Below are 12,477 nucleotides of genomic sequence, written 5' to 3' on the forward strand. Positions count from 1 at the left end.
GTAAGGTGGTTCTCTCCAGCTCGACCTCGGTGTCACCTGCGGATCTCCTCGGTTCGATGCGCGACGTCATCGACGGCTCGCTCCCCGACATCGCCGTCCGGTTCTCGAAATTTCTCGCCGACATCTGGCCGCACACCGCACTCGTGATCTTCACCCGTGAATGCACGGGACGTCCTCGGAAGGTCAGCGGAGATCCGTCGATCGTCGAGCGGGTCACCATCACCGAACTCGATGCACTGCGCACCCAGCTGGCCGTGGACGAGGTCTTCGACGATCACGCCGTGATCGCCGGCTCGAAGCGGAAGGTCTGGGCACTGCTGGACGCCACCGGCACCTTGCTGCTCGTCGTACCGAAAACCCGTCAGCGCATCCGCGACGTCGACCTCGTCGGGGCCGCGTTCGGTGTCGTGGCCGTGTCCATTCGACTGCAGGTAGCGCAGGCCAGTCCGGCCTATCTGGCGGAGTCGCGGGCGGCGTCGAGCGAGAGGGCCAGGACCATCGTCGAATTGACGGATCTACATGCCGCCACCCTCGAGTCGATCCTCGCGACTCTCCGGTCCAAGGATCTCGACGATCATCGGTCGCGTATCACGGCGAGCGAGACCGCGTCCACGGCCCTGGTGGCGCTGCGCTCGGCCGGTGAGTCCGACCGCCTCCTCACGGAGGAAGCCGTCACCACCGCATTCGCCCGACTACAGGGTGAACTCCGGCCCCTTCTGCAGCACCGGCCACTGGTCGTCGACTACGTCGATCCGCCCGCGGACGGACGGGCCCTTCCCGGTGAAGTCGCGCATGCCGCACGCGCGGTGGTGCGCAGCGCTGTTCTCGCCTTCGCCGCACAGGCGACGCTCGAACGGATTCGCATCGCCTGGGACTGCGACGGATCCAATCTTCTGGTCGAAGTCCGCGACGACGGCGCCGGCGGCCTGGACACCGACGCACTCGTTCGGCAACTGTCGGGCCGCGTCCACACCCTCGGTGGGCGGATTGCCGTCGAGTCCGTCGACGGGTGGGGCTCCCGCGTCGCCGTCGCCATTCCGCTCGATCCTCCGGCGGTGAGGCCCGACGAACAACAGCTCGGCGACCTCAACCCCCGCGAACTCGAGGTGCTGGGCCATCTCGCCACGGGCAAGCGAAACAAGGCGATCGCCGACAGCCTCGGCATCAGCGAGAGCACCGTCAAGTTCCATGTTGCCGGGGTGTTGAAGAAGCTCGGGGTGGGGTCGCGCGGAGAAGCAGGGGCTATTGCGCTCGAGGCAGGGATCCGCGCCGACAGCCTCAGGTGATGCGGTCGGGGTGGGTGTAGATGTTCATCGTGGTGCCGCGGAGAAATCCGATGAGGGTCAGTCCGGTGTCGTGGGCGAGGTCGATCGCCAACGAGGAGGGGGCGGACACGGCGGCAAGGACGGGGATCCCGGCCATCACCGCTTTCTGGGCGAGTTCGAACGACGCCCGACCCGACACCAGCAGGATGCTCCCCCGCAGCGGGATGCGGCCCTGTTCGGTGGCCCAGCCGATCAGCTTGTCGACCGCGTTGTGCCGGCCGACGTCCTCCTTGACCGTCAGCAGGTCCCCGGTAGCGGTGAACAACCCGGCCGCGTGCAGGCCGCCGGTGCTGTCGAACACCTTCTGCGCCGCCCGCAGCCGGTCCGGCAGCTCCGCGATCGTCGCGGACGGCACCCGCACCGGGTCGGTGGCCGGGGAATGCTCCGTGCGTTGCCGGATCGCGTCGAGGGACGCCTTTCCACACACCCCACAGGAGGAGGTGGTGTAGAAGTTCCGTTCGATGCCGGTGTCGGGCAGGAAGATCCCGGGGGCGAGGTCGACGTCGAGAACGTTGTAGGTATTCACCCCGTGCTCGTCGACACTGTTGCAGTACCGGATCGACGCAATATCCGCCCGGTCGGCGATGATCCCCTCGGTCAGCAGGAACCCCTGCGCCAGTTCCACATCCGAACCCGGGGTCCGCATCGTCACCGCCAGCGGGGTCCCGTTCACCCGGATCTCGAGCGGCTCCTCGACCACCACCGTGTCCGGGCGGGTCGACTGCCGGGTGTCGGTGATCCGGGTGACCGGGGTCCGGAGCGTCACCCGCCCCATCAGGACCGCCTCTCGAGCCGGATCAGCACGGCCTTCGACACCGGGGTATTCGACACCGCCGCCACGTGATCGAGCGGAATCAGCGGATTCGTCTCCGGATAATAGGCGGCCACATTCCCCACCGGCGTCGGATACGGCACCAGCCGGAAATCGCCGGCCCGCCGTTCCTGCACGGTCCCGTCAGGGGTGGTCCACTCCGACACCAGATCCACCCGATCCCCGTCGGTGAAGCCCAGTGCGGCAAGGTCGTCGGTGTTGATGAACAGCACCCGCCGGCCGCCCTTGACGCCGCGGTAACGGTCGTCGAGCCCGTAGATGGTGGTGTTGTACTGATCGTGCGAGCGCATCGTCTGCAGGATCAGCTTCCCCGCCGGCACCGGCAGCCAGGACAGTGCGTTGACGGTGAAGTTCGCCTTCCCCGTGCTGGTGTCGAACCGGCGCTCATCCCGGGGTGGATGCGGCAGGGCGAACCCGTCTGGCGCACGCACCTTCCGGTTGAAGTCCTCGAACCCGGGAATCACCCGGGCAATCGAATCGCGGATCCGGTCGTAGTCGGCGGCGAACTCCTGCCAGGGCACCGGGTGATCGGGCCCGAACAAGGCCTGGGCGATCCCGCACACGATCGCGACCTCACTGCGCAACTGGTCACTGGCCGGGGGGAGGCTGCCGCGGGACAGATGCACCACCGACATCGAGTCCTCCACCGACACCTGCTGCTTGCGCCCGGACTGCACATCCTTGTCGGTGCGGCCCAACGAGGGCAGGATCAGTCCGGTTCGCCCGGTCACCAGGTGGGAGCGGTTCAGTTTCGTCGACACCTGCACCGTCAACGCACAGTTCCGCAGGGCGGCCTCGGTGGTGTCGGTGTCCGGGGTGGCGGAGACGAAGTTGCCGCCCATCCCGACGAACACCGACGCCTTCCCGTCCCGCATCGCCCGAATCGAGTCGACCGCATCCCACCCATGTCGGCGGGGGGACCGGATCCCGAACTCGGTGTCCAACGCGGTCAGGAAGGGTTCGGGCATCTTCTCCCAGATCCCCATCGTCCGGTCCCCCTGGACGTTGGAGTGCCCTCGGACCGGGCACACCCCGGCCCCGGGTTTGCCGATCATCCCCTGCAACAGCAGCAGGTTCACCGCATCCTGAATGGTCGCGACCCCGTGCGTCTGCTGGGTCAACCCCATCGCCCAGCAGATGATCGTCTTCTTCGAGGCGATCAGCGCCTGCGCCGTCTGCTGGATCTGCGCGAGGGTCAGTCCGGTGGCTTGGACCACGGTGTCCAGGTCGACCTGCCGGATGGCGGCGGCGTAGTCGTCGAATCCTGCGGTGTGCCGGTCGATGAAGTCGCGGTCGATCACCGTGCCCGGGTTGCGGTCCTCTTCCTCGAGCAGGAGCCGGCCCAACCCTTGGAACAGGGCCTGGTCGCCGCCGATCCGGATCTGCAGGAACTCGTCGGCGATCTGCACCCCGTTCCCGACCACCCCGTGCACCTTCTGGGGGTCCTTGAACCGCAGCAGCCCCGCCTCCGGGAGCGGGTTGATCGCGATCACTTTCGCCCCGTTACCCTTGGCTTTTTCCAGGGTGGAGAGCATGCGGGGGTGGTTGGTGCCCGGGTTCTGGCCTGCGATCAGGATCAGGTCGGCGTTCTCGATATCCGGGACGGTCACCGAGCCCTTCCCGATCCCGATCGTCTCCACCAGAGCCGACCCGGACGATTCGTGGCACATGTTCGAGCAGTCCGGCAGGTTGTTCGTGCCGAATGCCCGAATCATCAACTGGTACACGAACGCCGCCTCATTACTGGTGCGCCCGGACGTGTAGAACACCGCCTCGTCCGGCGATCCCAGCGCGCGTAGTTCCCCGGCGATCATCGCGAACGCGGCGTCCCAGCCGATCGGCTCGTAATGCGTTGCCCCGGGCAGCAGCACCATCGGATGCGTCAACCGGCCCTGCTGCCCCAACCAGAACTCGGTCTTGCCGAGCAACTCCGCCACCGAATGCTCGGCGAAGAAGGGCGGTGTCACGGTGCGGGTGGTGGCCTCCTCCGCGACCGCCTTCGCCCCGTTCTCACAGAACTCCGCGTGCTTGCGGTGCCCCGGAGTTTCCGGCCACGCACACCCCGGGCAATCGAACCCGTCCCGCTGATTCAACTTGAACAACGTGCGGGCCGTGCGCACCGGACCCATCTGCTCCAACCCGCGCCGCAACGACACCAACACCGCAGGAACACCCGCCGCATAGGACTTTTCGTGCGTGACGACGACATCATCCTCGTCGAAGGTGTACCTGTCGGTGGTGTCGGTCATGAACTCAGTTTCCTCGTGCAATCCACTCGGCGAGGTGCGGGGCCTCGGTGCCGATCGTCGTTCCGTCTCCGTGCCCGGTGTGCACAGTCGTCTCCTCGGGGAGGGCGAACAGCCGATCGCGGATCGATCCGATGATCGTCGGGAAATCGGAGTACGACCGTCCCGTCGCCCCGGGGCCACCGGAGAACAGGGTGTCGCCGGAGAACAGAGCACCCACCTCGGGCAGGTACAGGCACGATGAACCCGGCGAGTGGCCCGGCGTATGGATCACCTGAATGTCGGTGCCCGCGATAGCGATACGCTGTTCGTCCTCGAGCCGCCAGTACTTCGCGTCGGGGTGCGTCATCTTCCAGAGGATGTCGTCACCCGGGTGCAACAGCACCGGAGCGTGCAAGCGCTCCGCGAGCTCCGGTGCGACGGTGACGTGGTCGTTGTGACCGTGCGTGCAGATCACGGCGTTGACGTGCCGACCACCGACCGCGTCGATGATGGGCTGCGCCTGATGGGCGGCGTCGACGATCACCACGTCGGTGTCGTCACCGATCAGCCAGATGTTGTTGTCGACGTTCCACTCTCCGCCGTCGAGAGCGAAAGTGCCCTCGGTGACGACCCGCTCGATCCGCAGCTTCCCACTCACAGGACCACCACCGAACGGAGCACCTCACCGGCATGCATGGTGTGGAAGGCCTGTTCGACCTCGTCGATCTTGATGCGCTCGCTGACGAACTTCTCGAGGGGAAGCCGGCCCTGCTGGTACAGATCGACGAGCACCGGGAAGTCACGCTCAGGCAGGCAGTCGCCGTACCACGACGACTTCAACGAACCACCGCGGGAGAAGAAGTCGATCAGCGGCATCTCGAGCTTCATATCCGGGGTCGGCACACCGACCAGAACGACGGTGCCTGCGAGGTCGCGGGCGTAGAAGGCCTGCTTCCAGGTCTCGGGTCGGCCGACCGCGTCGATCACCACGTCGGCACCGAAACCGCCGGTGAGCTCCTGCACGGCCTCCACCGCATCCACGTTCGAGCCGTTGATCGTGTGGGTGGCACCGAGATCCTTCGCCCACTCGAGTTTCTTGTCGTCCCGATCGATCGCGATGATCTTCGACGCACCGGCAAGCCGGGCCCCCATGATCGCCGCATCACCGACGCCGCCGCAGCCGATGACGGCGACCGAATCGCCGCGGCTGACGTTGCCGGTGTTCACCGCGGCACCCAGACCGGCCATCACACCGCAGCCGAGCAGTCCGACGACAGCAGGGTCAGCCGAGGGGTCCACCTTGGTGCACTGACCGGCGTGCACCAGAGTCTTGTCGGCGAACGCACCGATACCCAGCGCGGGCGTGAGTTCGGTGCCGTCCTCGAGAGTCATCTTCTGCGTCGCGTTGAACGTGTCGAAGCAGTACTGCGGACGGCCACGCTTACACGCGCGACACTGACCGCACACGGCACGCCAGTTCAGGACCACGAAGTCGCCGACCTCGACCGAATCGACACCCTCGCCGACGCTTTCCACGATGCCTGCGGCCTCGTGACCCAACAGGAACGGGAACTCGTCGTTGATCCCACCCTCACGGTAGGTGAGGTCGGTGTGGCAGACCCCGCACGCCGCGATGTCGACGACCACTTCTCCGGGTCCGGGGTCGGGAATGGTGATGGTCGCGATCTCAACGGGGGCACCCTTCGAGCGGGCGATAACACCTCGTACCTGCTGCGGCATGGGACTCGTTCCTTCGGTCGATCAGTGTGGCGGATCGATGCATCGCTATATATGCACCTCTTCCCGGAACACTACGGACCGCAGCACCGAGGGGGGACTGATCAAAGGGACAGGCCGACCTGGTCGGATTGCCAGCCGGACAGGTCACAGCTCGTCGGCCGCTCGTGTTGGTACCCGCGCTCAGCCCACCGCCGCGAAAGCGGCAGACACGTATTGGGCACTCCGGTCGGAGCCGAGAAGCCCTGGACCCATCCTGTTCATCACGTAGGTCACCGTCATTCGCCGCTCGGTGTCGATGACGACCTGGGATCCACCCCAGCCACCCCAGAAGCAGATGCGCCCCTCGGGCACGAAGGGAACTGACACCGGCGTCGGCAGGCCGTAGCCGATTCCGAACCGGATTGGCTGTCCGAGAGCAAGATCCACGCCGTTCGACTGCTCTTCGAAGATAAGCGCGATGGTGTCGGGCGAGAGCAGACGGACACCGTCGATCTCGCCACCGCACGCCACCACAGATTGGATGCGGGCAAGGGATCGCGCGTTACCGTGCCCGCCCGCCGCACCGTTCTCGGCCTGTCGCCACTCCGGGGTCCATGCCGCAGAGGCGTCGGGGCCCGGCCCGGTGAACGTCTTGACGATGACACTCTCGGGGTCGAGTGAAGCTAAATCAATCGGCAGCGGCGGCGGTGGAACGACATTGGACACGCGTCCGAACTCCGGAGGTTTCAACCCGATGTGGAAGTCGGCACCGAGCGGTCCGGCGATCTCCTCGGCGACGAACCGCCCGAGGGTGCGTCCGTCGATCCGGCGGATCACCTCACCGATCAGATGACCGTAGTTGAGTGCGTGATACCCGGACATGGTGCCCGGCTTCCACCACGGAGCCTGGGCTGCAAGCTGTTTGGTCGACTCCGCGAGATCGAACATATCCTCGACCGTGAACGGCTTGTCCCAGCCGGAGACGCCGGAGGTGTGCGAGAGCAGGTGCCGGACCTCGACGTCGCCCTTGCCGTTCGCAGCAAATTCCGGCCAGTACCGGGCGACAGGCGCGTACACGTCGAGCAACCCTCGGTCGACGAGCACGAGCGCGGCCAGCGCGGTCACGGTCTTGGTGCACGACCACACGTTGGTGATCGTGTCCCGACCCCACTCCGTGGTGTGCGTGGCGTCGGACCATCCGCCCCAGATGTCGACCACCGGGGCACCGTCGAGGGTGACGACGATGGATGCGCCGAGATCCTCACCGGAAGCGAGGTTGTCTTTCAACGCTTCCTGCAACGCCGAGAAGCGGCTGTCGCACACACCACCGATTTTGGTCACGCGGATTCCTTTCACGGACGACTACATTATGATCTTGACTTCGGATTCAAGTCGAAACCCAGTGTGGTGCCGACCTGCTGTGATGTCAATCACTCGATCGCCGTTGACCAGCTCGGGAGCACCATGTGCGACGCCGTCACAACCAGCCGCGGCGTTTGAACACCACATAGAGCAGGGCGGCAGCACCCACGATCACGACCGCGCTCGACACGACTCCGCCGTTGTGACCGAACCCAGGGTAGGGAACGTTCTGCCCGTACCAGCCGGTGACCGCAGTCGGTACGGCGATGATCGCCGCCCACCCGGTGAGCTTCTTCATCACCGTGTTCAGCCGAGCGTCCTGTAGGGACAGATTGGTTTCGAACACGGTAGTCACCATGTCCCGCAACGATTCCGTCCATTCGGTGGCACGGATGACGTGGTCGTAGAGGTCGGCATACCAGCCGTCCAAGGCAACGCTGTTGCCGTTCTCCTCACGGTGCCGCATTACCGCGGTGACGACCTCGCGCATCGGCAGCACCACGCGCCGTAGTTCCACGAGCTCCTTCCTCGCCCGGTACGTGTGCCGCTGGATGACGCGGGTCTGTGCGCGGTCGTCGAACAGTCCCTCTTCGAGGTCCTCGATGGTGTCGTCGAGCGACTGGATGGCGTCGAACTGTCCGTCGACGATGACGTCGAGTAGACCGTGGAGCAGGGCGGCCGTTCCGTGCTGCAGCAGGTCGGAGTTGTCGTCCCAGCGCCGCAGCACCTCCTCCATGTCGAATCCCGCCGAGCCGGCGTCCGCACGCCGCACCGTGACGATCCCGCGGGGAAGGACGAACACCGACACCCTGCTCGTACGCAGACGCGACCCCAGACTGTCCGGCGGCGCGTCCACCGTCAGCCGGGTGGCATACACAGTGAGGAAGGTGTGGTGCGCGTACCGTGTCGCCTTCGTACGCTCGGCATGCGCGAGAACATCTTCGACCGCGTGCTGGTCGAGTGTGAGCTCCTCGGCGAGCTCGCACAGTTGCGCGTGGTCGGGGTCGCAGAGGTCCAACCAGACGAGGGCACCGTCCTCCTCGAGGTAATCGGAGACCTCGGCGAAAGGAAAGTCCGTGGCGGCGAGCCGGCCCTGCCGCCACAGACGAGTCCTGACAGATTCCTGCGTACCTGTGGTCACACCTTGTAGTGTGCCCGCGCTCAGCCGACCTCGGCGTCGCGACGCGGAAGCTTCCACCCCGGCCGCACGAAGTGGCAGGTGTATCCGTCCGGCAACCGCTGCAGGTAGTCCTGGTGTTCGGGCTCCGCCTCCCAGAAGTCGCCTGCCGTGGTCACCTCGGTGACAACCTTGCCGGGCCAGAGTCCGGAGGCATCCACGTCGGCGATCGTGTCCTCGGCGACGCGTCGCTGCTCGTCGCTCGTATAGAAGATGGCCGAGCGGTAGCTGGCTCCGATGTCGTTACCCTGCCGGTTCTTCGTCGACGGGTCGTGGATCTGGAAGAAGAACTCGAGAAGGTCGCGGTACGACGTCTTCGCCGGATCGAACACGATCTCGATCGCTTCCGCGTGCGAGCCGTGGTTTCGGTACGTCGCGTTCGGCACGTCCCCACCGGTGTATCCCACCCGTGTGGAGATCACGCCCGGCTGCTTACGCACGAGTTCCTGCACACCCCAGAAGCAGCCTCCGGCCAGGACGGCGGTCTCGGTGACGTTCGACATTGTCCGTTCCCTTCATCGGGGCGCGAGTACACCCCGTGTCGTTTCTCCCCCTCCACAACACCGGCCGTCCGCATCTATTCCGCAACGGGGTGCAGTCTGTTACGGTCCAGCGCCTTCCACAGCGCTTTCCAGCTCGTCCAGGAATGCCACCTGTGCGGCGATCAGTCGGGTCCGCGCCACTGCGACGGAACACCACTCGACCCGGTCGATCTCGGGGAACGACGTCAGCCGGCCCGATCGAGGTGGCCACTCCATCTCGAATTCGTTGCTCACGGCGTCGGTGACGTCGAGGTCGCCTCGCACAGCGAACGCGCTGACCACCTTTCCCGCCCGTTGCCGGATCGGAGCAAGAGGAACTACCGCACCCTGCGGCGGATCGAGACCGACTTCCTCCCGAAATTCCCGCTGCGCCGCTGCCCACGGGTCTTCGTCGACCGCGTACTCCCCCTTCACGATCGACCACGCTCCTGCGTCCCGACGCGCCCACAACGGACCACCCGGATGGCAGATCAACACCTCGAGCACACCGTCCCGGATGCGGTACGGAAGCACCCCCGCACTCTGCTTCGCCACCACACCAGCATGTCACGGACGTGTGACGGCGCTGCGAATGTTCGGCCACACCCACGAGCTTCTTCTCCCGTTCCGCCGTAGCCGGCAGCCGGGGTGGGGTACGTATTGGGAGGACAGGGGCCTGGCGATCGAGGAGGAGTTACAGATGAGCGATCAGGAAACCGGTGCGGTGACGGGAACGAAAGACAAGGACTACAACTTGATCTGGTTCGTCGAAGCGTCGCTGAGTAACGCTCTGCGCCTGGACGGCTACATCCGGGACGCCGAACGCGCCGGAGATACCGAGCTCATCGACTTCTTCCAGCGAGCGAAGGCCGTAAGCCTCAAAGGTGGCGAACTCGGCAAAGGACTCCTCGCTGCCCGGCTCGCTCCCAAGGACAGCTGACTCCGGCCCCGGAGACGGACAGCGTCGCCGATTCGGGATGAGAAGTCGGTTCGAGGAAGGTGTGACCCAGGACGTACAGCACTCCCGCACCCAGTGACCGGTGTCACCGCGTGCAGGCGCCCGTCGGCGCTGTGAGAGTCTGTCACTCGTCGTACCGGATAATCGACCGAGCTTCCGTCTCCGCGGGGTTCTGTCCTGGAAAGGTCGCACAATGAGTGTGAACGCCGAAATTACCGAGGGGCCGCTGTCGGGAGGTGTTCTTCCGGAACCGGTCGGGCAAAGTCGGCCGATCTTGCCGGGGGACGACCCCTTCTACGTCCCACCCGCCGGTTTCGCCGCCGCGGCGCCGGGTGCCGTGCTCCGCAGCCGCGAAGTCGAGCTGGCCCTCCTCGGCGTCATCCCACAGAAAGTGTCGGCCTGGCAGCTGCTGTACCGCAGCTGTGACCTGCACCAGGCTCCCGAGGTGGCGGTCACCACCGTGCTGCTGCCGTTCGGCGCCGACCCGGACGAGGAGCGGCCGCTACTGGCGTATCAGTGTGCGATCGACGCCATCGCCGACAAGTGCTTTCCGTCGTACGCACTGCAGCGGGGTGCGTACTCGCCCGGCAGCCTCCCGCCCCTCGAGATGCTGATCATCGCCAATGCGCTCGAGCGGGGCTGGGCCGTGACGTTGGCCGACCACGAGGGCATGGGTGGCTACTTCGGCGCACCCCGCGAACCCGGCTACCGGGTCCTCGACGGGATCCGTGCGGCGCTCAGTTTTCCGCCCCTCGGACTCGACGCCGCGACCCGAGTCGGCGTGTGGGGATATTCCGGTGGCGGCATGGCCTCGTCCTGGGTAGCCGAAATGGCCCCCGAATACGCACCCGAAATCGACATCGTCGGCGCAGCGCTCGGCGCCCCGGTCGGTGACCCGGGTGAAACCTACATCCGGCTCAACGGCACCCTCCACGCCGGCCTCCCCGCGCTCGTCGTCGCCGGACTGCGCCACCTCTATCCCGGCCTCGGACGAGTGATCCGCGACCATGCCGACGACGAAGGAATCCGGCGACTCGACAAGATCGAAACGATGTCGACGGTGGAAGCTGTTGCACGTTTCGCCCGTGACGACTTCGACGACTACACCGACATCCCCCTCGCCGACATCCTGGCCACACCCGAGGTACTGGAGGTGTTCGACGACATCCGGCTCGGCGGACGCATTCCCGAGTGCCCTCTACTGGTGGTGCACCCGGTCCACGACCAGATCATCCACATCGAGGACGTCGACGGGCAGGTCGAGCGGTACGTCGAGGGCGGCGCCCACGTCACCTACGTGCGGGACCGATTGAGTGAGCACCTGTCACTGATGGTGATCTCCGCGCCCGCCATGCTCGAGTGGCTGACGGACCGATTCGCCGGCACGCCGCTCCCACCGTCCGGGACCACAACCGTGTGGTCGATCGCGTCCTCTGCGTTGTCCCCACTTCACGGGTTGCTCACCGTCGGACGCACCGCGGTGCGGGTGCTGTTCGCACGACCGCTGGGCCCGAACTGACCACAGACACCGGCAGCAATCCCCGGTGCCCTGACGTCGGAGCGCACAGCCGCCTAGGGTGGACGAAGGGAGACGGTCGCACGGCCGTCTCGTGACGGCGTCGACGGGCAGAGGAGGCTGTGATGAACGGTTCGGGGAGCGGCGGCATCGTCCGCACCATGGCTGACCTCGCACGCAGTTTCTCCGCCCCGCGCTCGGTCGAAGACAGTCTGTCCACCGTGACTGCCGCTGCTGTCGACTTGATGCCGACGGAAGCGTGTGCGGGCATCTTGATGGTCTCCGGGGGTGGGAAGAAGTTCGATTCGGTTGCCGCGACCTCGGACCTCCTGCCCAAGCTGGACCACGTACAAGAGGAACTCGGCGAGGGCCCCTGCGTCGCGGCGGCTGTGGCGAACCTGGTGGTCCGCTGTGACGACTTCCGCTCCGACGATCGGTGGCCGAGATTCGCCGCCGCAGCCGTCGACGTGGGCATCTACAGTTCCATCTCCTTCCAGCTGTATACCTCCGAGGGCAAGATGGGCGCACTCAATCTCTTCGCCTTCGAACCCCACGCCTTCGGCCTCCAGGAAGAGTCAATGGCCGAGGTTCTCGCTGCCCACGCCGCGTTGGCCCTGATGGCTGCGCGCACCAAGGAACAGCTGCAGTCGGCGCTGGTCTCCCGGGACGTCATCGGCCAGGCCAAGGGCATGATCATGGAACGGTTCAATGTCGACGCCATCCGCGCCTTCGAGATGCTCACGCACCTCTCACAGGAGACGAACACCCGCCTCCACGCCGTCGCGGAGCAAATCGTCGAACGCGGAAAATAGGGCACTCCCCCCGGGAATATCCGGGCT

The 12,477-nt window shown here is 66.0% G+C and carries 12 protein-coding genes; 4 read left to right on the top strand and 8 right to left on the bottom strand.

Going from position 1 to position 12,477, the window contains the following annotated elements; genetic code table 11:
• The first annotated feature begins 56 nt into the window (after positions 1–56).
• Complete coding sequence (locus CBI38_RS27855) at positions 57–1,286, top strand: helix-turn-helix transcriptional regulator (RefSeq protein ID WP_109335414.1); 1,230 nt, start codon at positions 57–59, stop codon at positions 1,284–1,286.
• Here the strand turns inward: CBI38_RS27855 and fdhD are convergent.
• From fdhD to CBI38_RS27895, 8 genes are all read right to left on the bottom strand, one after another.
• Positions 1,279–2,100, bottom strand: a complete 822-nt coding sequence (gene fdhD / locus CBI38_RS27860) for a formate dehydrogenase accessory sulfurtransferase FdhD (protein WP_109334031.1) — start codon at positions 2,098–2,100, stop codon at positions 1,279–1,281. The genes CBI38_RS27855 and fdhD overlap by 8 nt on opposite strands.
• A complete protein-coding gene (locus CBI38_RS27865; protein WP_109334033.1) occupies positions 2,100–4,406 on the bottom strand; it encodes an FdhF/YdeP family oxidoreductase in 2,307 nt (768 codons plus the stop codon). Before CBI38_RS27865 ends, fdhD begins: the two co-directional genes overlap by 1 nt.
• A 4-nt stretch (positions 4,407–4,410) precedes the next feature.
• Positions 4,411–5,043, bottom strand: a complete 633-nt coding sequence (locus CBI38_RS27870; RefSeq protein ID WP_109334035.1) for an MBL fold metallo-hydrolase — start codon at positions 5,041–5,043, stop codon at positions 4,411–4,413.
• Positions 5,040–6,125, bottom strand: a complete 1,086-nt coding sequence (locus CBI38_RS27875; RefSeq protein WP_109334037.1) for an S-(hydroxymethyl)mycothiol dehydrogenase — start codon at positions 6,123–6,125, stop codon at positions 5,040–5,042. Before CBI38_RS27875 ends, CBI38_RS27870 begins: the two co-directional genes overlap by 4 nt.
• A gap of 180 nt (positions 6,126–6,305) precedes the next feature.
• Positions 6,306–7,445 (bottom strand): serine hydrolase domain-containing protein, encoded by a 1,140-nt coding sequence (locus tag CBI38_RS27880; RefSeq protein WP_109334039.1) that lies wholly within the window; start codon positions 7,443–7,445, stop codon positions 6,306–6,308.
• A 136-nt stretch (positions 7,446–7,581) separates the two neighbouring features.
• On the bottom strand, positions 7,582–8,607 hold the full coding sequence (locus CBI38_RS27885; RefSeq protein WP_109334041.1) for a magnesium transporter CorA family protein: 1,026 nt from the start codon (positions 8,605–8,607) through the stop codon (positions 7,582–7,584).
• 20 nt (positions 8,608–8,627) lie between these two features.
• Positions 8,628–9,146: a peptide-methionine (S)-S-oxide reductase MsrA gene (gene msrA / locus CBI38_RS27890; RefSeq protein ID WP_109334043.1), complete on the bottom strand. Its 519-nt coding sequence runs from the start codon at positions 9,144–9,146 to the stop codon at positions 8,628–8,630.
• Between the two features lie 99 nt (positions 9,147–9,245).
• Positions 9,246–9,719 (bottom strand): NUDIX hydrolase, encoded by a 474-nt coding sequence (locus CBI38_RS27895; RefSeq protein WP_109335415.1) that lies wholly within the window; start codon positions 9,717–9,719, stop codon positions 9,246–9,248.
• A 145-nt stretch (positions 9,720–9,864) separates the two neighbouring features.
• On the opposite strand from CBI38_RS27895, the gene CBI38_RS27900 reads away from it, so the two are divergent.
• From CBI38_RS27900 to CBI38_RS27910, 3 genes are all read left to right on the top strand, one after another.
• Positions 9,865–10,104 carry a hypothetical protein gene (locus CBI38_RS27900; protein WP_109335416.1) on the top strand — a complete coding sequence of 80 codons (240 nt, stop codon included), beginning with the start codon at positions 9,865–9,867 and terminating at the stop codon, positions 10,102–10,104.
• 211 nt (positions 10,105–10,315) lie between these two features.
• Positions 10,316–11,641, top strand: coding sequence for a lipase family protein (locus tag CBI38_RS27905; protein ID WP_109334045.1), 1,326 nt, complete (start codon positions 10,316–10,318; stop codon positions 11,639–11,641).
• A gap of 122 nt (positions 11,642–11,763) precedes the next feature.
• Positions 11,764–12,450 carry a GAF and ANTAR domain-containing protein gene (locus CBI38_RS27910; RefSeq protein WP_109334047.1) on the top strand — a complete coding sequence of 229 codons (687 nt, stop codon included), beginning with the start codon at positions 11,764–11,766 and terminating at the stop codon, positions 12,448–12,450.
• The last annotated feature ends 27 nt before the right edge of the window (positions 12,451–12,477 follow it).

This window comes from Rhodococcus oxybenzonivorans, assembly GCF_003130705.1.
Classification (GTDB): domain Bacteria; phylum Actinomycetota; class Actinomycetes; order Mycobacteriales; family Mycobacteriaceae; genus Rhodococcus_F; species Rhodococcus_F oxybenzonivorans.

What these genes read in the sequence shown, in the direction of transcription:
- CBI38_RS27855 (WP_109335414.1), top strand. Translation starts at nt 57, where the DNA reads ATGCGCGACGTCATCGACGGCTCGCTCCCCGACATCGCCGTCCGGTTC.
- fdhD (WP_109334031.1), bottom strand. Translation starts at nt 2,100, where the DNA reads ATGGGGCGGGTGACGCTCCGGACCCCGGTCACCCGGATCACCGACACC.
- CBI38_RS27865 (WP_109334033.1), bottom strand. Translation starts at nt 4,406, where the DNA reads ATGACCGACACCACCGACAGGTACACCTTCGACGAGGATGATGTCGTC.
- CBI38_RS27875 (WP_109334037.1), bottom strand. Translation starts at nt 6,125, where the DNA reads ATGCCGCAGCAGGTACGAGGTGTTATCGCCCGCTCGAAGGGTGCCCCC.
- msrA (WP_109334043.1), bottom strand. Translation starts at nt 9,146, where the DNA reads ATGTCGAACGTCACCGAGACCGCCGTCCTGGCCGGAGGCTGCTTCTGG.
- CBI38_RS27900 (WP_109335416.1), top strand. Translation starts at nt 9,865, where the DNA reads ATGAGCGATCAGGAAACCGGTGCGGTGACGGGAACGAAAGACAAGGAC.
- CBI38_RS27905 (WP_109334045.1), top strand. Translation starts at nt 10,316, where the DNA reads ATGAGTGTGAACGCCGAAATTACCGAGGGGCCGCTGTCGGGAGGTGTT.
- CBI38_RS27910 (WP_109334047.1), top strand. Translation starts at nt 11,764, where the DNA reads ATGAACGGTTCGGGGAGCGGCGGCATCGTCCGCACCATGGCTGACCTC.